The organism is Treponema sp. OMZ 840 (genome assembly GCF_050937815.1).
Taxonomy (GTDB): Bacteria; Spirochaetota; Spirochaetia; order Treponematales; family Treponemataceae; genus Treponema_C.
Genome location: NZ_JACDIJ010000004.1, coordinates 219,586 through 238,260, shown reverse-complemented (window position 1 = coordinate 238,260; position 18,675 = coordinate 219,586). Strand labels below are relative to the sequence as shown.

At 43.4% G+C, this 18,675-nt stretch carries 20 protein-coding genes and 1 tRNA gene; 12 read left to right on the top strand and 9 right to left on the bottom strand.

Annotation, left to right across the window (positions count from 1 at the left end):
* The 7 genes from H0R92_RS08245 to H0R92_RS08215 form a co-directional block, all read left to right on the top strand.
* Nucleotides 1-265, top strand: a 265-nt coding sequence (locus H0R92_RS08245) for a hypothetical protein (RefSeq protein WP_432963021.1), incomplete at its 5' end; no start/stop codon positions are given.
* Nucleotides 266-327: 62 nt separating this feature from the next.
* Nucleotides 328-2,103 (top strand): hypothetical protein, encoded by a 1,776-nt coding sequence (locus H0R92_RS08240; protein WP_432963018.1) that lies wholly within the window; start codon nt 328-330, stop codon nt 2,101-2,103.
* A complete protein-coding gene (locus H0R92_RS08235) occupies nt 2,073-3,011 on the top strand; it encodes an ankyrin repeat domain-containing protein (protein ID WP_432963015.1) in 939 nt (312 codons plus the stop codon). Before H0R92_RS08240 ends, H0R92_RS08235 begins: the two co-directional genes overlap by 31 nt.
* A 110-nt stretch (nt 3,012-3,121) precedes the next feature.
* Nucleotides 3,122-3,634 carry a hypothetical protein gene (locus tag H0R92_RS08230; RefSeq protein ID WP_432963012.1) on the top strand — a complete coding sequence of 171 codons (513 nt, stop codon included), beginning with the start codon at nt 3,122-3,124 and terminating at the stop codon, nt 3,632-3,634.
* 139 nt (nt 3,635-3,773) lie between these two features.
* Entirely contained in the window at nt 3,774-4,577 is an 804-nt protein-coding gene (locus H0R92_RS08225; protein ID WP_432963009.1) for an NADase-type glycan-binding domain-containing protein, read from the top strand.
* 371 nt (nt 4,578-4,948) lie between these two features.
* Nucleotides 4,949-5,182 carry a type II toxin-antitoxin system RelB family antitoxin gene (gene relB / locus H0R92_RS08220; RefSeq protein ID WP_432963006.1) on the top strand — a complete coding sequence of 78 codons (234 nt, stop codon included), beginning with the start codon at nt 4,949-4,951 and terminating at the stop codon, nt 5,180-5,182.
* The gene (locus H0R92_RS08215) at nt 5,166-5,408 is read left to right on the top strand and encodes a type II toxin-antitoxin system RelE family toxin (RefSeq protein WP_432963003.1); all 243 of its coding nucleotides are present in this window, start codon (nt 5,166-5,168) and stop codon (nt 5,406-5,408) included. The genes relB and H0R92_RS08215 overlap by 17 nt, the downstream gene beginning before the upstream one ends.
* Here the strand turns inward: H0R92_RS08215 and H0R92_RS08210 are convergent.
* The 8 genes from H0R92_RS08210 to H0R92_RS08175 all read right to left on the bottom strand — a co-directional run bounded on the left by H0R92_RS08210 (nt 5,363) and on the right by H0R92_RS08175 (nt 12,644).
* Entirely contained in the window at nt 5,363-6,634 is a 1,272-nt protein-coding gene (locus tag H0R92_RS08210) for a diaminopimelate decarboxylase (protein ID WP_432963000.1), read from the bottom strand. The two genes, H0R92_RS08215 and H0R92_RS08210, sit on opposite strands and share 46 nt — an antisense overlap.
* Before the next feature lie 61 nt (nt 6,635-6,695).
* Nucleotides 6,696-7,790 carry an aspartate-semialdehyde dehydrogenase gene (gene asd / locus H0R92_RS08205; protein WP_432962997.1) on the bottom strand — a complete coding sequence of 365 codons (1,095 nt, stop codon included), beginning with the start codon at nt 7,788-7,790 and terminating at the stop codon, nt 6,696-6,698.
* Nucleotides 7,790-8,698 carry a 4-hydroxy-tetrahydrodipicolinate synthase gene (gene dapA / locus H0R92_RS08200; protein ID WP_432962995.1) on the bottom strand — a complete coding sequence of 303 codons (909 nt, stop codon included), beginning with the start codon at nt 8,696-8,698 and terminating at the stop codon, nt 7,790-7,792. The genes asd and dapA overlap by 1 nt, the downstream gene beginning before the upstream one ends.
* A 211-nt stretch (nt 8,699-8,909) precedes the next feature.
* Entirely contained in the window at nt 8,910-9,707 is a 798-nt protein-coding gene (locus H0R92_RS08195; RefSeq protein ID WP_432962992.1) for a DUF4143 domain-containing protein, read from the bottom strand.
* A gap of 272 nt (nt 9,708-9,979) precedes the next feature.
* The gene (locus H0R92_RS08190) at nt 9,980-10,153 is read right to left on the bottom strand and encodes a pyrimidine dimer DNA glycosylase/endonuclease V (RefSeq protein ID WP_432962989.1); all 174 of its coding nucleotides are present in this window, start codon (nt 10,151-10,153) and stop codon (nt 9,980-9,982) included.
* Complete coding sequence (locus H0R92_RS08185; RefSeq protein WP_432962986.1) at nt 10,137-10,541, bottom strand: YbgA family protein; 405 nt, start codon at nt 10,539-10,541, stop codon at nt 10,137-10,139. Before H0R92_RS08185 ends, H0R92_RS08190 begins: the two co-directional genes overlap by 17 nt.
* A gap of 509 nt (nt 10,542-11,050) precedes the next feature.
* Nucleotides 11,051-11,123, bottom strand: a tRNA-Met gene (locus tag H0R92_RS08180).
* Between the two features lie 57 nt (nt 11,124-11,180).
* Nucleotides 11,181-12,644, bottom strand: coding sequence for a C69 family dipeptidase (locus H0R92_RS08175; RefSeq protein ID WP_432962983.1), 1,464 nt, complete (start codon nt 12,642-12,644; stop codon nt 11,181-11,183).
* 106 nt (nt 12,645-12,750) lie between these two features.
* Here H0R92_RS08175 and purE point away from each other — a divergent pair, with 106 nt between their 5' ends.
* The 5 genes from purE (at nt 12,751) to purN (ending at nt 17,340) form a co-directional block, all read left to right on the top strand.
* Nucleotides 12,751-13,263, top strand: coding sequence for a 5-(carboxyamino)imidazole ribonucleotide mutase (gene purE / locus H0R92_RS08170; RefSeq protein ID WP_432962980.1), 513 nt, complete (start codon nt 12,751-12,753; stop codon nt 13,261-13,263).
* Nucleotides 13,260-13,982 carry a phosphoribosylaminoimidazolesuccinocarboxamide synthase gene (purC, locus tag H0R92_RS08165; protein ID WP_432962978.1) on the top strand — a complete coding sequence of 241 codons (723 nt, stop codon included), beginning with the start codon at nt 13,260-13,262 and terminating at the stop codon, nt 13,980-13,982. Before purE ends, purC begins: the two co-directional genes overlap by 4 nt.
* A complete protein-coding gene (purF, locus tag H0R92_RS08160; RefSeq protein WP_432962975.1) occupies nt 13,979-15,400 on the top strand; it encodes an amidophosphoribosyltransferase in 1,422 nt (473 codons plus the stop codon). Before purC ends, purF begins: the two co-directional genes overlap by 4 nt.
* 96 nt (nt 15,401-15,496) lie before the next feature.
* Nucleotides 15,497-16,603, top strand: a complete 1,107-nt coding sequence (purM, locus tag H0R92_RS08155) for a phosphoribosylformylglycinamidine cyclo-ligase (protein WP_432962972.1) — start codon at nt 15,497-15,499, stop codon at nt 16,601-16,603.
* A gap of 11 nt (nt 16,604-16,614) precedes the next feature.
* On the top strand, nt 16,615-17,340 hold the full coding sequence (purN, locus tag H0R92_RS08150) for a phosphoribosylglycinamide formyltransferase (RefSeq protein ID WP_432962969.1): 726 nt from the start codon (nt 16,615-16,617) through the stop codon (nt 17,338-17,340).
* Here purN and H0R92_RS08145 read toward each other — a convergent pair.
* Nucleotides 17,337-18,656, bottom strand: a complete 1,320-nt coding sequence (locus tag H0R92_RS08145) for a cyclic nucleotide-binding domain-containing protein (RefSeq protein ID WP_432962966.1) — start codon at nt 18,654-18,656, stop codon at nt 17,337-17,339. The two genes, purN and H0R92_RS08145, sit on opposite strands and share 4 nt — an antisense overlap.
* Nucleotides 18,657-18,675 lie beyond the last annotated feature (19 nt).

The window sequence follows — 18,675 nt, the reverse complement described above, 5'->3', positions numbered from 1 at the left end:
GTTCGTAGGAGGTATCAGTTATAGAAAAAAAAGAATAAATTCTGACATTGGAAGAAAATACAACATAATTTCAAATGAAATAAATATTGTTTTTTTTACAGATAAAGTTTACGATTTTTTATTGGGGTACAGTCTTTTACATGGCGGAAATGTTTATTCTCCTGATCTGAATTTAAGCATTCTAACCGAAGATGAATTACACTCTGTCGGTTATAAACATGTAGAAAAAACAAAACACGAACATTGGTATGGGATAGCGTACTAAGTTTGCAAGATTTTACAAATGAAGTACTGTGTTCAGGTAGTTTTAGAAGTCGCAATAAGCATATGCCGGATATTAATAAAGCAGGGTTAAAGATGTATGTAAAACGGAAGCTTAAAAATACATATACAAACTTCACTGTCGGCGAGTTTTTGCTTGTGCAAAAACTCGGTAAGCATCCGCTTTCGACAGAAAGCGGTGCGACCATGGGCGGTACCGACATAAGCCTCGGAAGAATATCGGGAGCCTTGGCCGGAGCAAGTCACTGGAATAAGAATAGAGAGATAGAGCGTGCCGCCAAACGGGACGGCTTAGGTAACGCTGCTACAGCTTTGAGAGCACAGTACGGCTTTGGGGACGGCATGCAGCGAATGCAGTTGGAAAGCATATTGAAAGGAGATACCCGGCTTGCAAGAGGAACGGGCACGGGAGAAGCCGAAACGGTAGCAAAAGACGGAAAGCGTACCGTATACTTGGACAACTATAAAGACACAATGAGCCGCGAAGAACAGCTTGCCATGGGCATAACCTTAGGACACGAAGCCTACCGTGACGGCCTTGTAGGAAGCGGACAACAGCAGTTTATGGAAACCGCCCGCGCCGTGATAGGACACACCGAACTTGCCTTACGTATGCAAAGCGATGCGCGGTATACGAAAAGCCTTGATAATATCATAGCGGGCAGCGACATCTTACAAAAAGACATAGACGCCTATAAGAGCGGCGATATGATGACCATGCTTGATCATGTAGCGGGCAACTATGATTGGAGTAAGGATTATTGGAAGCTGATGAAAGATGGAAGTTTAATTGATGATGATCGCAGTAGTCTTTTCCTTGAAACAAATGAAGGCGATGAGTTCAAAATATGGGATATGGAAGGACTAAAGAAAGATGAAGCGCTTGCTTATATTTTAAATACAAATGTTAGTAAACAAGAGGTTAAGAATGCTCAAGCCGTTATAGAAGATATGAAACAACATGATACAACTGTCTTGCTATCGGAGGTTATATCAGATGAAGTAAAAAAGCGAGTGGGATTGTATTCTATAGTAAGAGCAGAAACAAGTTTGAGTGAAGAGGCATTTGATCAGATAGCACTAAATAGTTTTAAAATTAATGATGCCTTAGGGTATTACATTGATTTAAGTATTGTTGAAAAAGATCTTGTGAAAAAACATTTAGGGGGCCCGAGTTTGCATAAACCAAATGATATTATGGAACCGAGTAGCAGATATAACTTTAATGGAGAAAATGCTCATATTTTGGTCAACGGTTACGGAACACTTTTTGCACTTGGAACAAGTTTTGAATATCGTGGGGCATGGGGGCCGAAAAACACAACGCCGAATATACCTTCTGACAATTTTCGATCTATTGATGAACTAGCCTATACACAACAAAATATAGCAGATATCCACAACAAAAATTTAAGAGCTATGGGTAGACCTGCTATTAAGCTTGACAGAAAAGGTCATCGTAGCTTATTCCAGCAATATACCTTTGCGCCTTCTCCTGATTCTAGTGTTACCCCTATTGCAAACGGACTCTCTCTGATCGCTCAATATAGCATGGGAGTACAGAATGCCGTGGAGAATCTTGTAAATATACAAATACCTACATGGTCAATCAACGGGACAAATTATTTTTCAGTTGTCGGACAGTCGTTCATATCTTTTGAGAGAAAAAATGGAACTACCGTGCTAGTTACGGGACCTGATTTTTATTCCGAAATGAAAGCAAAGACGGATAAAAGAGTTCAAAATTATGCTGATTACATCGAAAAAGGCAAGCCTTTTTTACTGGGTATATGGGGCAGATTATCGGGATGGAGTTATTAGTTATGCGTTATAATAAGGGTAATGTATTTTTTTTGATTATTTATTTTTTTTATACGATACTTCTTATGAGCTGTAGAGTTAAAAATCCTACTCTAAAAGAATATTCGGATTTTTATAATGGTATATTTTATGGTAGATATGAAGTTGTAGAAAAATTACTCAAGAAATATCCTAATTTAGTTTATTGGGAATTCAATTTTGGAGGATATCAAGGAGATACGTTGATCACTGCTACTATAGCAGGAGACTCAAAAATGATCGGGTTATTATTGAAGGCAGGTGCAGACCCGGAATATTATACGGCTAAAGGTATAACCTCCTTGATGATAGCAGCAGAGAAAGGTTTTGAAGAAATTGCCATACAATTAACTAATGCCGGTGCGGATGTTGAAAAAAAAGATAGAGACGGAAATACTGCACTCCACTATCTGGTAATGAATGGTAATGTAAAAATTGCAGGTTTATTAATCCCCCTAATGGAAAATATTGATGAACCCAATTATTATGGAGCAACTCCTCTTGCAATTGCACTTAGCCAACATAATAATGAAATTGCATTTTACCTCATTGATGCGGGAGCGGATTTGGAAAAAGCACTGGCTTTTATTCCTCATATTATTTCCGAGTTTGTTATAAATGACAATCGTGAGATGCTTGATTATTTATGGAAGGAACAACTTATTGAGCCGTATACTATAGTTACGGGTGAGTATGCCATGTTTGAAGGAAATAATTTATTTCATTATGCGTGTCGGTATAATAATATTAACTTTGTAAAAGAATTGCTTGAGCGAGGACTATGGGATCATACATCCAATCCTGACGGAGACACACCGTTGGATCTTGCAAAAAAATTCGGATACCAAGAAATTATTCACTTAGTTGAAAAAGCCGGTCTTGGAAAATGATTTGTTCTAACCGTTTTGACATAATAGTAATAAATAAAAATGGCGACGGGTCATACACAAGATTTGCTGTGAGCGGAATTGTAAATAGGAATCCGTATAGCTACAAATCGGTGCGAAAGGGAAAAGGTATTGCCGATTATCAAGGTTTAGACAGTATAACCTTATTAAAGAAAGATTTGGACGGTACGCTTCGTGACTGTTTTACGACAACAGGTTGGCAGACGGTAGCTAACGGCTATGCCGAAGATATGGTTTCGAAAAAAACCCTAAGAGCATATAAAACAGAAGATGTGTATAGAGGTGCGACAATAGATATTAACCGTAATTTTTACATGCGTGCGGGAAATTTTCCTCATGAAGACTACAAGGGACCCATATTTGTTTTAAATAGAGCGTATCAGGAAAGCGGTTCTTACTTAGATACAGATGGAGGGTGGCCTTATAGAAATCTGGTACATAGTGATTATAATTTGAAAACGAAAAAAATAGGAGTTTCTCCCGACGGTAAGGTTTCTGCCGGATGTTTTGTAAATGATTGTGAAACCATAAAGTATATACAAAATTACTTAACCGATAAATGGAAAATATCGTATCCGTATGATATTTTAATGAAGGGGCGTTGATATGAAAAAGATTATTATATGCACACTTGCTGTTCTACTATGTTTTAATGCATTTTCCCTTGACTGGCGTAAAGAATTGGAAAATAATTGTTTGCAAGCAGAAAGTACTAATGTTGGGGCAGTTCTCGAGGGGGATGGTATGCAGTATAAGAGAATAGGGACTAAAATACGAATCTCTGATAGAGGAAAAGTGCTTTCGTATGAGCCCTTTCTTACAGAAGAGAAGATAATACCATATAGCCAATTGCATTTCGATACGTCTACATATTATTTACAAGTGGAAATCGAAAGTATCCCTGCCCGCATAGTATTAGGTGACGAATATTTATTTGTTTCGGCAAATGAACGAGGTATATCTATGACTTCTCCGGACGGGATTCCCAAGTGGAAAACCGATAAAAAATTTTTTGAACGGCGGCTTATCAACGGAGTTCCGGTGGATCACCGCTCTGTTTCAGATGTTGTAAAGGAGGTTACGGTCAGTTCTTTTTTATCGGAAACAAACGATAATCATGTATTCCAATATAACGGATATAATATCGAAACATATATCATGTGGGGTATGTTTATTTGTGAGATTAATCCGTATTGTTTCCCCTGGGTGGAAAACGCTGCTGGAAACGGAATCGGGGAATGGATAGAGCTCGAACTTAACAGTCCTCAAAACACGATGTATGTATTAAACGGTTTTGTAGACGGAACCCGCCCGCATTTATATAAAATGAACAGCCGAATGCAAACGGCATTGGTTGAAGGAACAACCGTCAGCGGCAAAAAGATAAGCCAAACGGTGTGGTTTGAAGATTTTGTGTACTTTAGAACAATAGTGTTTGCAGAACCTGTTAAGCGGGTACGTATTACAATTAAAAGCGTATACGAAGGCGATAAATGGCAGGATACGGCAATTTCCGCTATTATGTTTCCGGAAAAGGAGAGAGAATAGAGATAGTTTTTTAGCGAAAGTGAATGTTTTAGATAAAATTCTCCCGTCAGGTCGGGTATACGGCAAGTATCTAGACATAGCTTCAGATAACGAAGGGGAAGCGGACAAGGGCGGCTACAGTGAACGGTACCGATAGAGGCGGAGATTGTGAATACAGGGATAACATCTGCGAGTTTTTACGCAGTAAAAACTCGGTAAGCGCCGCTTTCGACAGAAAGCGGCGCGACACTTTCCCCGCAAAAACGAGGAGATGTATATAGAAAGGGGGCTACAATCCGGAAAAACGTAATCGGCCGCCGGACAAAAAACTTGACGGTAGGCAATATTTACGGTTATAATAAAGTGTGATATTGAAGATACAGGAGAAAGCTATGGCGCAATCAGTGGTTACCCGATTTGATGCCCTTACAATTGAACGCCTCACGAATTTGTGTAAACTGACAGGAAAAACAAAGTCCTACTATATAAAAGAAGCCGTAAATGAAAAGTTGGAAGATTTGGAACTCATGTATATAGCGCAAAGCAGATTGGAAGACTTAAAGGCCGGACTCAGTTCAACGGTTTCATGGGAAGAAGTTAAAAAGCGAAATGGCCTACAAGATTGATTTTGAAAAACACGCTCTTGCGGATTTTGAAAAACTTGACGGAACTATAAAAAAGCAAATTCAAAAATATATAGATAAAATTGAAGCAAGAGAAGATCCGAGAACTTTGGGAGAACAGCTTCACGATAATTTATCGGCTTTGTGGAAATATCGGGTGGGCAACTATAGGCTTATAGCACCTTATCCGAATGAGGCCAATTTATCGAAATCGAGGGTGGCAAAATAATCTTCAAGGGTTTCTTTGCGCCGTATTTCGATAACGGAGCCGTCGGTACGCAAAAGGAGTTCTCCGCAGCGCAGTTTGCCGTTGTAGTTAAAGCCCATTGCCCGCCCGTGTGCGCCCGCATCGTGGATAATTAAAAGGTCGCCCCTGTCTATGCGGGGAAGCTTTCTTTGAACGGCGAATTTGTCGCAGTTTTCGCACAAAGAGCCGACGATATCGTATGTGTGCTCGGCAGCGGCGTTTTCTTTACCGCTTACGGTAATTTCGTGGTAGGCTCCGTACATACCCGGCCTCATAAGGTCGGCCATACAGGAGTCGGTTCCGATGTAGTCGCGGTAAATATGCTTTTCGTGGATTGCCTTCGTTACAAGCCATCCGTAGGGGCCGGTTATAACGCGCGCACATTCCATATAAAAATTGATTTTTTTACCCGCAAAAAGAGGATTGTCTGCGATAAGCGAATCGTAGGCTTTTTTTATGCCGTTTGCGATGTAATCGTAATCGACCGCTCTTTGTTCTTTTTTATAAGGAATGCCCATGCCGCCGCCCATATTGATAAATTCAATATCGATATCGAGTTCCCGTTTCAGGTCGGCGCATAATTCGTAGAGCATACGGGCGGTTTCTATAAAATAATCGTTTGAAAGCTCGTTTGAAGCTATCATTGTGTGTAAGCCGAAATGGTTTGCGCCCAAACTGCGCGCCTTTTTATACGCTTCAAACAGCTGGCAGCGCGTTAAGCCGTATTTTGCTTCTTCGGGCTTGCCGATAATTGCGTTTCCTTCCCTAAGCGGGCCGGGGTTGTAGCGGAACGAAATAAGGGAGGGGAAGCCGTTTAAACTTTTGTGTAAAAAATCGATATGGCTTATATCGTCAAGGTTGATAACCGCACCCTGTTTGTAGGCATGTAGGTATTCGAAAGCGGGCGTTTGATTGCTTGTAAACATAATATTTTCGCCGGTAATTCCCGTGCGCTCGCACAGTATGAGTTCGGCCAAACTTGAACAGTCCGCACCGAAACCCTCGTCCGCAAGGATTTTTAAAATAAAGGGATTCGGTAAGCCCTTAACGGCAAAGTATTCTTTAAAGCCCGGCAGTATCGAAAAAGCCCGTGTTAAACGCCGCGCATTTTCCCGCATACTTTTTTCATCGTACAGATAAAAGGGGGTAGGGAAGCGTTCAACCGTTTTTTGTAACTCATCGCTTTTAAGCGGAAAATATCGTGCCATGCTCATGCGCTGTATAACCGTCCTTTTTTATGCCGTCCGTTTTTACAAGTATTCGTCGTGATTAATTGAAAAAGCCCTGTGCATCCAAAAGCTCGGCATTTAAAATACCGCCGAGGGCCGCCCCTCGTTTGGTGTTATGGCTTAAGGCGACAAAACGTATGTCGAAAACCGGGCATTCGCGAAGCCTTCCGACGGTAACCGCCATACCCTTGTCGGTGTCGCGGTCGCGTGCAGGCTGAGGCCTGTTTGCTTCATGGCGGACATAAATCGGCTGTACCGGCGCCGAAGGAAGCTTTAATTCCTGCGGCAGGGCGCGGAAAGAAGTCCATATTTTTTCGATTTGTTCAAGCGAAGGTTTTTTGTCGTCGGGAAGGTCGAATTCCAAGCTTACGCATGCGGTATGTCCGTCTATAACCGGAACGCGGTTACAGTGGGCGGCGACAAGGGGGCCTGAGGCATTTTCTATTTTACCATCTTTGACTTGTCCTAAAATCTTTAAACATTCTTTTTCGGTTTTTTCTTCTTCGCCGCCGATATAGGGCACAATATTGTCAATCATATCAAAGGACGGAACACCCGGATAGCCGGCTCCGCTTACCGCCTGCATTGTCGAAACAATCATCCTTTTAACGGGAAAGCCTGCTTTTTGCAGGGCAAAAACGGGCGTCATATAGGACTGAAGCGAACAGTTCGGTTTTACCGCGATAAAGCCCTTGTTCCAGCCGTGATGTTTTTTTTGCGCGGCGATAACGTCCGTGTGATCGGGGTTTATTTCGGGAATCAGCATGGGAACGTTGTCTGTCCAGCGGTTTGCGCTTGCGTTCGAAACAACCGGAATATCGGCGGCCGCATAAGCTTCTTCAAGCTTTTTAATGCTGTCCTTATCCATTTCGAGGGCGCTGAATACAAAGCGGCACTTGCCCTTGGCGGCCGATACGTCGTTTGCGTCCTGCACAATTAAACGGCGCACGCCGTCGGGAATATCGCTTCCGATATGCCAGCGGCCTTCGACAGCCTCTTCATATGTTTTACCTGCCGAACGCGAACTTGCGGCCGTATAGGTAACTTCAAAGCGGGGGTGATTTGCCAATAAATAAATATAGCGCTGGCCGACCATGCCGGTTGCGCCCAAAACTCCTACAGGTATTTTTTCCATTATAAATCACATTCCTTTAAAGCATGTTCTATAATTTTTTTTGCGCCCTCGTGCACTTCGGTGAGGGGAAGACGCACCGCGCCTGAGGGAAGATTTTTTACCCTCATCGCATATTTTATTGAAGAAGGATTACCGTCTACAAAGGCCGCTTTAAAAAAGGGCAAAAGCCGGTAATGCAGTTCGCGCGCTTTTTCGGTATCGCCGTCGAGGGCCTTGTGTACCAGCTCGGTAATAAGGGCGGGGGCAAGGTTCGACACTACCGATATAACTCCGTCGCCGCCTGCGGCAATAAGGGGCAATGTGAGCGCATCGTCGCCCGAAAGCACGCAAAAATCGGGCTTTACGCGCGCAATAAGCGCTATAACATCCATCATTTGATTGATGTCGCCCGACGCTTCTTTTACACCCGCAATGTTCGGCAATTCCGCAATACGCTTTAAAAGGGGCGTGCAAATGTTTTTGCCCGTGCGCCCTGCAATATTGTACACGATGATAGGGATTCCCACCTTGCTTAAAGCTTCGTAGTGAAGGAAAATACCCTCATCGGAAGGTTTATTGTAATAGGGAGAAACGGCAAGAGCATAGTCCGCACCGCGTTTTTTCGCGCGCTCGGTATAGTACACGGCATCGCGCGTATTGTTGCTTCCCGCACCCAAAATAATCGGTACGTAACGTCCCGTTTCGCGCTTATATTTTTCACGTTCTTCCATAACGATGTCTATGAGCCGTTCTTCTTCGTCGTGCTCGCGCAGCGTCGGCGTTTCGGCGGTTGTTCCCAGCGGCACCAAACCGTCTATGCCGTTTGTAAGCTGAAATTGAACAAGGGAGCGGAAACCCTCGTAGTCCACCGAACCGTCTGCGAACATAGGAGTGATGAGCGCCGTAAAGGCCCCGCGTAGTGCAGCCATAATGTACCTCCTGCAGTCTTTATGCAAAGTATTGCATTTTTATGCATAAAATGCAAGGGGAAAACGGCGGCGGATATTCAAATATTCCGATTTAAAGTATACGGACTGTTTTTTAAGAACAAAACCTGCCTTACTATACATAACAAAAGCAAAATGAATCACAAAAACCATACCGGTAGATCGCTATTTGTGATATGCCGTCATCAGCTTTCTACCTAACCATAAAGTCCAGCATATACACGGGTAAGAATTCTATCCCGTCTTCCGATTTTCTATCCTTAGATGAAAGCAAGATTGCACAGTCTAAAACTTTGGAATATTTTTTACTGAATTTTTTTAAGGATTCATGTTTACCCATACCCGATGATTTTACTTCCACCGCCTTCACCTTTGTACCGCATGAAATTAAAAAATCAATTTCATAATAATGCGTACTTCCTTTTTTGTCCCATGTATGATAATAAAGCTCATGTCCTGCGGCGGCTATCATTTGAGCGGCTGCATTTTCATATAGATAGCCCAAGTTTGCAGGCAATTTATCCGACAATAGTTTTGTATAAATGTCATTAACGGCATCAGGTCTATCCATAAACATAAGAGTGATAAATAGCCCCGTATCCGCTGCATAAAGCTTATAACTTTCAGGCGACTTAGTTAAAGCAAGGCTGATTCTGGGATCTGTCGTATTGTAAGAAATGAGAACGGTTTTTGAATCAATTAAATTATACAGCATTTCTTCATCCCTTGTACTTTTCCGTTTGCCTGTGGCTTGTGAAGGAATATATCTTTTTCCGTTTTTTGAAAGCTGCGCCGGTATCGAATGGTAAAGGGCTGAAATCCTGCCTGAAGGATCAATTTTTTTAAAATCGTCCTCGTAAAGACCTATAATTCCCCGTTTAATTTTGTCAATTTCGGTAAAGTTTTTCCCTGCCAAATATGCTTCAATAGCTTGAGGCATTCCTCCGACAGCCATGTACAGCCTAAAATCCCGCATCCACTTCCGATGCACTTGCCCGCCTGATTTTTTACCGCTACGGAAAATTTCCTTATTAATACATGCTAAAAACGCTGTTTCTTCAAAATTATGCTTGATTTAAGCCTTATTTTTATGGAAAAAACAAAAAATTGAGAAAAATCGGTTTGAATGTTTTATTTCGGCAAGAGTAAAAAAAGCTATTCCGAAGCCGAGTACTATGAGCAATTTTTGAATAAATGTTTTAGTATTATACGCATAATCGGTGAAAAACATTTTACACTGCAATGTTTTTTCCCGGTAAATTGTTAATGCAGTTTTGCATATTGAAAGAATTTATACGGCGAATATAAAAATACATAATCCACTACCGAGTACTTTTTACCCCAGCCGTTTCCGCGTAATGCACAGCACTCTCTGTGCTGCCCGAGAAGCTGCTGAGCCGGAAGTTTTGCTATAAGGTTTTCATGCCATAACCGCATTGTCTTCCTCCGTTTTATTAAAGATAGTGGAATCTTCCAAATATTTGTTAGGATATTTTTTTAACAATGTTGAAAGATAGCTTAACACCCCATTTTTATCTATTTTATTTTCCTTATAACGGGATATCAGGTTTAAAAAATGTGTTTTTTCATCTTCGCATGCACTGTTTTTAAAATAGCCCCATATATGCTGTAATGCATTTATTATTTCGCTTTTATTTTCATCAAGTTTAAGGGCCTTATCAATTAACAGTTTAAGATATTCCTGATTTGCGGTATCCGTTTTTAAATAGTCCCTTATTTCTTTATATATTTTTTGAGACTTACTTAAAACCAGATATTTGTTTTCGGCCCATAACTTTTGAGCCGCCTTTTTTTGTGTATTCATATATATCCTAAAGAAAGATTTTATTATTTTTTGATTGTGTCTTATGTATGTTCCCTTTGCAATTATTTAATTATGTATTAGTTTGATAAAATGAAATTTATTAAGAAGTATACAGTCTTCCCGTCATTTTTGCCTCAAGTTTTATTTTAGCCGGCTTATTAAGAGTTTATTATATCACATTTTCCATAATCCTGTTTCAAATGCAATATCAAATCCTCAATTTTGGAACTCCAATTTTACGCATATGACCATGCCGAGCCGTCCGTTGACAAAAGAGTCGATGACGGCTTGTTCTTTTCGCCACTCCGAGGAAAGAGGGTTAAGATACAGCTTATTGCGATATGCGGCAATATCGCCTAAAGAGCTTTTTTGAAACAACTCCGGTTCGCTAAGAAATTTTTTCGTTTGCGGGGGTTGTGCCGCACCAAGCCTTTTTTCCGATCGAAAAAGCCGCCGCTGCGGACAAAAAAAGGGCTGTCATAAAACCGAAATTTTAGACAACCCTTTTATAGCGGCAATGGGACTTGAACCTATGACCGAACGGATATGAGCCGTTTGCTCTACCGACTGAGCTATGCCGCCGTGTTAAAGATGATAATAGCATACGGACTGCTTTGTGTCAATAGAAAAAGCGATTTTCTAAAAATCCGGCGTAAACGGATCTTGTTTCGGTATTCCTTCGTTACCGGCAATATAGGTTATCAAATCCCTGTATATTCGGCACGCTTTTTCAAAAGCGTCTTGTGCTTGCTCGCTGCAAAGCATGGTTGCATAGGCTGCGGCCGCTTCCTTACCGCTTTTTTCGTATATCTTTATCAATTCCTTGTCTTTTTTATTTTGTGCTTTAATCAGTGAATCCTCGTATACACTCCAAAATTTCCGAATGTTTTTTCCGAATTTTTCTCTGTCTAAGGCGGCAAGGACATTTATACTGCGCATTGTCCAATAAAAAGAATCGGGATTATACACAGAATCGTCAACCTTATAGGGTGCAATCGTATCGTCTATATTGGCATAAAAGGGCAAATATACCGAGTGTTCCGCATTTGCCATAGCAAGCCACATAATACCGCCGATATCCGCGGGCATCTTGTTTTTTATTTGGATAATATGACATTCCATAGAAGTGGGATGCCCTATTGCGCGTATATCTTCGTTTTCTTTAAGATTTGCATTCAATTTTGTATCTTCATAGCGGTAGCGCTGCAATTCCATAATATCTTTAATTTTTATTTTTTTATCCGCCTTTTGCCACAATGAAAAAACATCGGTGTCATAATCGATTTTTTTTGACGGAGACAGTTTATTTTGACCTCCCCACAGCCGGTCGCGCTCATAATCGCCCAGATGGTCGGCATAGGTTAAAGCGACATGAAAAAGGCCGTCTTTTTCTTTATAAAATTTTTTTGCCTTAGGTAACGAAATGAGCGCTGCAGACGCAACGACATCGGGGCTTTGTATATCGACATAACCGAGTAAAAAATGATTCGGTACGATTGCATAAGAATCTTCGGGAACTTTTACCGCCGCATATTGGTGCCCCGATAGAATTTCCATATACCAAATTTCCTCTGCATCGGCAAAAAAAAGAATATTTCCTTCGGCGGATCCGTGTACATCGATAATTTCGGCGGTTCTTTTAACCGCTTCCCGTGCCGTTTTTACATAGGGCAATACTACCGTGACAATCGAAGCTTCCGATAAACCCGTTTTTACCAAGGGGTCGTATTTGAGGGCGGCCGCTCCGGGGGCTGCGGATACGGTTGCACTCATTGCAACGCCGAATTCATTAAAGCCGGCGGCATCGTAAATACCGCTTGCCCTGTTTGCATCGCAAATACCGGTATATTTATAGCGAATCTTGGGCAATTCGATTTTAAAACCTGTAGGATCTTCAAAAAAAGAGTCGGAAGCGTTTGCGCTGCGCGGGTATACGACAAACAGCTTATTTTGTGCCCCGTCAAGGTCTTCCGTCCTTGCAATAATGCGGCTGCCGTCCGCAGTAGCATTTTTTCCTGCAACAAAGCCTGTACACGGAAAAACCGATTGTATTGCCGTAAAAGCGGCACAGACAATCCACATAAAGTATCTTTGTTTTTGCATACTATGCCTCATAAGTTAAAAACAGTATAACACAAGATATTGTTTTTTTAAAGACGGCGATTTTTTTATGCTTGCTCTAAGACGGTAAAAATGTTATACTCCGAAAATGAAAGCTGCAATATTTTTCGGTTCAAAATCGGACACGGGTACGATGAAAAAAGCCGCCGACGTTTTACGCGAATTCGGCATAGACTATTCCGCTTACGTACTGTCCGCCCACCGCACGCCCGATTTGCTTGCCCAAACGGTTAAGCAAGTCGAAAACGAGGGCTGCGAGGTTATCATCGCCGGAGCCGGCCTTGCCGCGCACTTACCCGGCGTTATCGCTTCGGCTACGGTACTTCCCGTTATCGGAGTTCCGCTCGAATGCCTTTTTTCCGATTCGCAGGGGCGGTCTTCCAACGGCCTCGGAGGGATGGATGCCCTTTTGTCGATAGTACAAATGCCCAAACAGATTCCCGTCGCCTGCGTCGGCATAAACAATGCCGCAAACGCCGCATATTTGGCAGCCGAAATCCTTGCGGTAAAATATCCCGAACTAAAAGAAAAATTAAAACAATTCCGCACTCGCTTGGCGCAGGATGCAGCCGAAAACGGCGGAACGGGGGTAATATTATGAGTGACAATACCGTAAAAAAACTGGACATGCTCTACGAGGGCAAGGCAAAAAAGGTTTTTGCAACCGATAATCCCGATTTGGTTATCCTTGATTACAAGGATTCGGCCACCGCTTTTAACGGCGAAAAAAAGGGAACAATTGACGAAAAAGGTATTATGAACAATACCATCGCCGATATGCTGTTTGAACTGCTTGAAAAAAAGGGCATTCACACCCACTACGTGCGCCGCATAAGCGAGCGCGAAACCCTGTGTAAAAAGGTGAGCATTATTCCGCTCGAAGTAATTGTGCGCAATGTTGCCGCAGGCTCGTTCAGTAAACGGCTCGGCGTTCCCGAAGGTTCGGCCCTTAAAACGACGATATTCGAAATCTCCTATAAGGACGACGCTTTGGGAGACCCGCTTATTAACGATTATCACGCGGTGGCCATCGGAGCTGCGACCTGGGACGAACTTAAAGTCATCTACGAGGTAACGGCAAAAATCAACGATATTTTAAGCGCCTTTTTTATCGAGCGCGGCATACGCTTAATCGACTTTAAAATCGAATTCGGGAAAGACTCGCAAGGCAATATCCTTCTTGCCGATGAAATATCGCCTGATACCTGCCGCTTTTGGGATGCAAAAACAAACGAAAAGCTCGACAAGGACCGCTTCCGCCGCGATATGGGCAATGTAAAAGAAGCCTATGTCGAAATTCTTAACAGGATGAAAAATTGAGCGGCTGTACATTGTGTGATGATAAGCTGCACGAAGCGTGCGGTGTTGCCGGTATTTATTTGAATAAGGGCGCAGACGGTGCCGGAAAACTGTGCTATTATGCCCTTCATTCATTGCAGCACCGCGGTCAGGAAAGCGCAGGCATTGCCGTATCGGACGGTACAAATATCGAACGGCACAAGGCGATGGGACTGGTGAGCGAGGTCTTTAACGCTTCCGTTCTGCAGCCCATTCACGGCCATATTGCTGTCGGGCACGTTTTGTATTCGACTTCGCAGCACGCCCATATCGAAAACGCCCAGCCTTTTGTAACAAGGTCTAAACTCGGCGCTATTGCCGTTTCTCATAACGGGAACTTGGTAAACTATGAACAGTTAAAAGAATTGCTCGAAGAAACCGGCTCGACCTTTATATCTCAAAGCGATTCGGAAGTTATTATAAAACTTATCGGTAAAAACTATAAAAAGGGCATGGAGCGCGCTTTAACCGACACCATTCAAATGATAAAAGGTTCATTCGCCCTCTGCGTTATGACCGAAAAGTGTTTGGTAGGTGCGCGCGACCCGCAGGGAATCCGTCCCCTGTGTTTGGGAAAAACCGAAAACGGCTGGATGCTTGCAAGCGAAAGCTGCGCCCTCGATGCAGTCGGTGCGGAATTGGTGCGCGACATTCAGCCCGGAGAAATCGTCATTATAAACGAAGACGGGGTTTTATCCTTTGAGTTTGGCGAGCGCACGGCAAAGCAAACCTGTCTGTTCGAATACATATACTTTGCCCGCCCCGATTCGATTATCGACGGTATTCCCGTTCAGGAAGCCCGATTGCGCATGGGAGCGGTGTTGGCAAAAGAAAGCGGTGTCGAAGCCGACGTGGTTATCGGGGTTCCCGATTCGGGCTTGGGCTCTGCAATGGGCTATTCCGCCGCTTCGGGCATTCCCTATGCGATGGGAATTGTGAAAAACAAATATATAGGGCGAAGCTTTATCGCTCCGACGCAGGATGCGCGCGAAAAAACCGTTTTTGTAAAATTGAACGCTTTAAAAAGCGATGTAAACGGTAAGCGCGTGGTGATTATAGACGATTCGATTGTACGCGGAACAACGGCTCATCGCCTTATCGACGTACTGCGCCGCGCGGGAGCAAAGGAAGTGCATTTCCGCATTTCATCGCCTCCGGTAAAGTTTCCCTGCTATTTCGGTATAGACACGCCCTGCCGTGCGGACTTGATTTCGTCTTCGCTGACGGAAAAACAAATTTGCAAAAAAATCGGCGCCGATTCGCTTGCCTTTATTTCCATAGAGGGAATGATAAGCGCTTTAAAAGACTTGTGCCCTGCCGCGACGGGCTATTGTACGGGCTGTTTTACGGGAGAATATCCCATGCCCGCGGCCGGAGAACTGTCCGGCAAGCGTATATAACCCCTTTTACGGGATGCTTTTGCGGCAGGTCTTTATGCAGCCGGCCGCCTTGCGCGGGCGGTACAAACTATAACAAAACGGGGGAGTACCGAATACATGGATTATAAACAAGCGGGAGTTGACGTACACGAGGGTTACCGCGCCGTCGAAAAATACAAGGCCGAAGTAAAGCGTACCCTTATTCCGGGTGTTTTAAACGGTATCGGCGGCTTTGCGGGCATGTTCGAAGTTCCGAAAGGCTACAAAGAGCCGGTTATGGTTTCCGGTACCGACGGTGTGGGAACCAAACTCGATATAGCCTTTGCCCTTAAAAAATACGATACGGTCGGTATAGACTGCGTGGCCATGTGCGTAAACGATATTTTATGCTGCGGCGCACGTCCCCTGTACTTTTTGGATTATATCGCATGCGGCGCTTTGGATTCGTCGGTCGCCGCTGATTTGGTAAAAGGAATTGCCGACGGCTGCGTGCAATCCGGCTGCGCCCTTTTGGGCGGCGAAACGGCGGAAATGCCGGGCTTTTACGATAAGGGAAAATACGATATTGCAGGCTTCAGCGTCGGAATTGCCGAAAAAGCTCATATTATAAGCGGAGAAAAGATAAGCGAGGGGGATGTACTTATCGGCCTTGCCTCAAGCGGGGTGCATTCAAACGGCTTTTCTCTGGTGCGCCGCCTCGTAAAAGATTTGGAGCGCCCCTTCGGAACTTCTTCCATAGGTCTTACGCTTTTGGAGCCGACGCGCATTTACGTTAAACCCGTCCTCGATTTGTTGGACAAACTCGACCATTGCGCAACATCGGCGGTGCGCGGCATGGTGCATATTACGGGCGGCGGCTTTTACGAAAATATTCCGCGCATGTTTACCGCAGCGGATGCTGTCCGCCGAAGTCAAGGTAAAGCCCCCCTGTGCGCCCGCATACGCAAAGACAGCTGGCCGGTACTGCCGATATTCGATGAACTGGTTAAGCTCGGCGCCGACGCGGACAAGATGTTTTATACTTTTAATATGGGAATCGGCTTTGTGCTTGCCCTTTCGCCCGATTATGAAGCAAGGGCGCTTGAGTTTTTTAAAGAACGCGGCATTGCAGCCTATAGTATCGGAAAAGTCGGTGTGTCGCAAGCTGCCGCTTCAGGTGCCGGCGCTTCACGTGCGAAGGCGCCGGCGGCTCTGAGGCAGGAAGAGGCGGTTTTATTTGAATAAGGACTTTAAAAATGGATAGAGCAGCCGAAAATCGGTTGTCCGAAAATGCCGTGCATAAACCGAACAAAGCATGCAAAACGGCCGTCCTCGTATCCGGCGGCGGCACAAACCTGCAAGCTTTAATCGATTACGAAAAAACGCAGGCGGACTGCCCCTACCGCATTGAAGCCGTGTTCAGCGACACAAAAAAAGCTTATGCCATTGAGCGCGCCTGCAAGGCGGGAATCCGTACTGAAATCGTAAGTCCCTATGCGATTCTCGGCGCGCAAGGGGCGGCACAAGCTTCCAAAAACGAAAAACGGCAAGCCGTATCGAAGCGCATACTTGCATTATGTAAAGAGCGCGGAATAGAACTCATCGTTTTGGCGGGCTTTTTAACCGTTTTAAGCGGCAAGCTGATTGACGAATATGAAGGGCGAATTATAAACCTCCATCCCGCCCTTTTACCCGATTTCGGCGGAGAAGGCATGTGGGGGCATCACGTCCATAAAGCGGTGCTCGCATCCGGCAAAAAGGAGTCGGGCTGTACCGTTCACTTTGTCAATTCCGGCTGCGACACGGGAAAAATCATTTTGCAAAAAAAAATTCCCGTTTTGCCCGGCGACACACCCGAAACCCTTGCCGCCCGCCTTGCGCCCGAAGAACACAAGGCTATAGTCGAAGCGGTATGCGCTGTAGCCGGTACGATTGGAAACACGGCTGCACATACGGCGGCTGTACAGCCGCTCGGCTCTTAAACGTTTGTTGCGGCGTTTTTACGTATTTCAGTCAATTCTTTGTTTAATGCCATTGTTTTTTGCGTTTGTATAAGCAGTCGCTGTGCCAAAAGCTTGGATAAAAATATTCCGTAATGCGGGTTTGTGCGCAAAAGATTTAAAAATACATCTTTGGGAATTTTTATGAGTTTTCCGTTCCCGATTGAAAGAATTGTTGCCGAACGCCTGTCGTTTAACAAAAAAGCCATTTCGCCTATAAACATATCGTTCGTCGTTAAAACCGATACCAGCTTACGATCCGCATATACCGCATATTTGCCCGAAACGATAAAAAATAAATTATTTGTTCGTTCGTTTTGAAGACATACCACTTCTTTGTCTTTATAATCTACGGTTTCGTAGGGCGACATAATACCCGGAATCGTATTTGCCGAAGCTTTTTCCTTTGTATTTATAAAAAACCCGACTTCATTTCCTTTTTCGTTATAGGTTAATCCGCTGACAAGGTTTTCGGATATATGTATTCCCATTCCGTGTATATCGGGATTTACTTTTTTATTAACCCTGCTTTTCCAATCAAAGCCTTCACCGTCGTCTTTAATTAAAAATTCCGTTTTTTTACTGTCTATTCGGTACGAAATATGTATACGCTTTTTTTTATTTTCAGGCAAAAGGGCTTTTTGCTTTATAAACGTAAGTATGTCATTACCCTGTTCAAGCCATGCGGTTTTTTCTTCATAAGTAATACCGCAATTTCCGTGCTCGAGCGCATTAAAAAGTAATTCCATAAGAACTGTTTGAAGCTTGCTGCGTGTGTCCGTATTTATACGGTTGGAACTGTAAAGGTAGTTAAGTAAAAAGCTTGTGTATACTTGTATGTCTATCGGGTCATTGCTGCATACAAAAGAACCCGTTTCCGTTGCTCCCAACTGTTCTTGCATTCCCCTGCTGAATAAAAATTGTTGATTTTGCCATAAGATTTGAAGCAAACGCAAAAAGTTAGCCGTAAATTGTTGGCGGGTTTGTACTATTAAAATATTACTGTTTTTTTCTTCTTCGATTGCTTCAAGCTGTTCTATATCGGCAGCAATAGCGATAATTCCCCCGTTATGCAGCCAGGGATCCGCACCGATTGTTTCCAATAATGTATAACAGTCAATAATTTCCGACGTAAAATCCAATACCTTTATTTCAGGCAATTCATAATTGATATATTTAATTATTTCCTCAGTATCCGCGCATATATCAAAATCAAAATAAGCGCTGTATTTTTTACATGCCGTATCGATGATTGAGATGATATCGGAATCGGCCGTTGCGGCTAAAATTTTTTTCATGCAAAACTCCTACTTTTTG

Coding starts and splice junctions, on each gene's coding strand:
- H0R92_RS08240 (WP_432963018.1), top strand. CDS start 328: ATGCCGGATATTAATAAAGCAGGGTTAAAGATGTATGTAAAACGGAAG.
- H0R92_RS08235 (WP_432963015.1), top strand. CDS start 2,073: ATGGGGCAGATTATCGGGATGGAGTTATTAGTTATGCGTTATAATAAG.
- H0R92_RS08225 (WP_432963009.1), top strand. CDS start 3,774: ATGCAGTATAAGAGAATAGGGACTAAAATACGAATCTCTGATAGAGGA.
- relB (WP_432963006.1), top strand. CDS start 4,949: ATGGCGCAATCAGTGGTTACCCGATTTGATGCCCTTACAATTGAACGC.
- H0R92_RS08215 (WP_432963003.1), top strand. CDS start 5,166: ATGGCCTACAAGATTGATTTTGAAAAACACGCTCTTGCGGATTTTGAA.
- H0R92_RS08210 (WP_432963000.1), bottom strand. CDS start 6,634: ATGGCACGATATTTTCCGCTTAAAAGCGATGAGTTACAAAAAACGGTT.
- asd (WP_432962997.1), bottom strand. CDS start 7,790: ATGGAAAAAATACCTGTAGGAGTTTTGGGCGCAACCGGCATGGTCGGC.
- dapA (WP_432962995.1), bottom strand. CDS start 8,698: ATGGCTGCACTACGCGGGGCCTTTACGGCGCTCATCACTCCTATGTTC.
- H0R92_RS08190 (WP_432962989.1), bottom strand. CDS start 10,153: ATGCGGTTATGGCATGAAAACCTTATAGCAAAACTTCCGGCTCAGCAG.
- H0R92_RS08185 (WP_432962986.1), bottom strand. CDS start 10,541: ATGAATACACAAAAAAAGGCGGCTCAAAAGTTATGGGCCGAAAACAAA.
- H0R92_RS08175 (WP_432962983.1), bottom strand. CDS start 12,644: ATGCAAAAACAAAGATACTTTATGTGGATTGTCTGTGCCGCTTTTACG.
- purE (WP_432962980.1), top strand. CDS start 12,751: ATGAAAGCTGCAATATTTTTCGGTTCAAAATCGGACACGGGTACGATG.
- purC (WP_432962978.1), top strand. CDS start 13,260: ATGAGTGACAATACCGTAAAAAAACTGGACATGCTCTACGAGGGCAAG.
- purM (WP_432962972.1), top strand. CDS start 15,497: ATGGATTATAAACAAGCGGGAGTTGACGTACACGAGGGTTACCGCGCC.
- purN (WP_432962969.1), top strand. CDS start 16,615: ATGGATAGAGCAGCCGAAAATCGGTTGTCCGAAAATGCCGTGCATAAA.
- H0R92_RS08145 (WP_432962966.1), bottom strand. CDS start 18,656: ATGAAAAAAATTTTAGCCGCAACGGCCGATTCCGATATCATCTCAATC.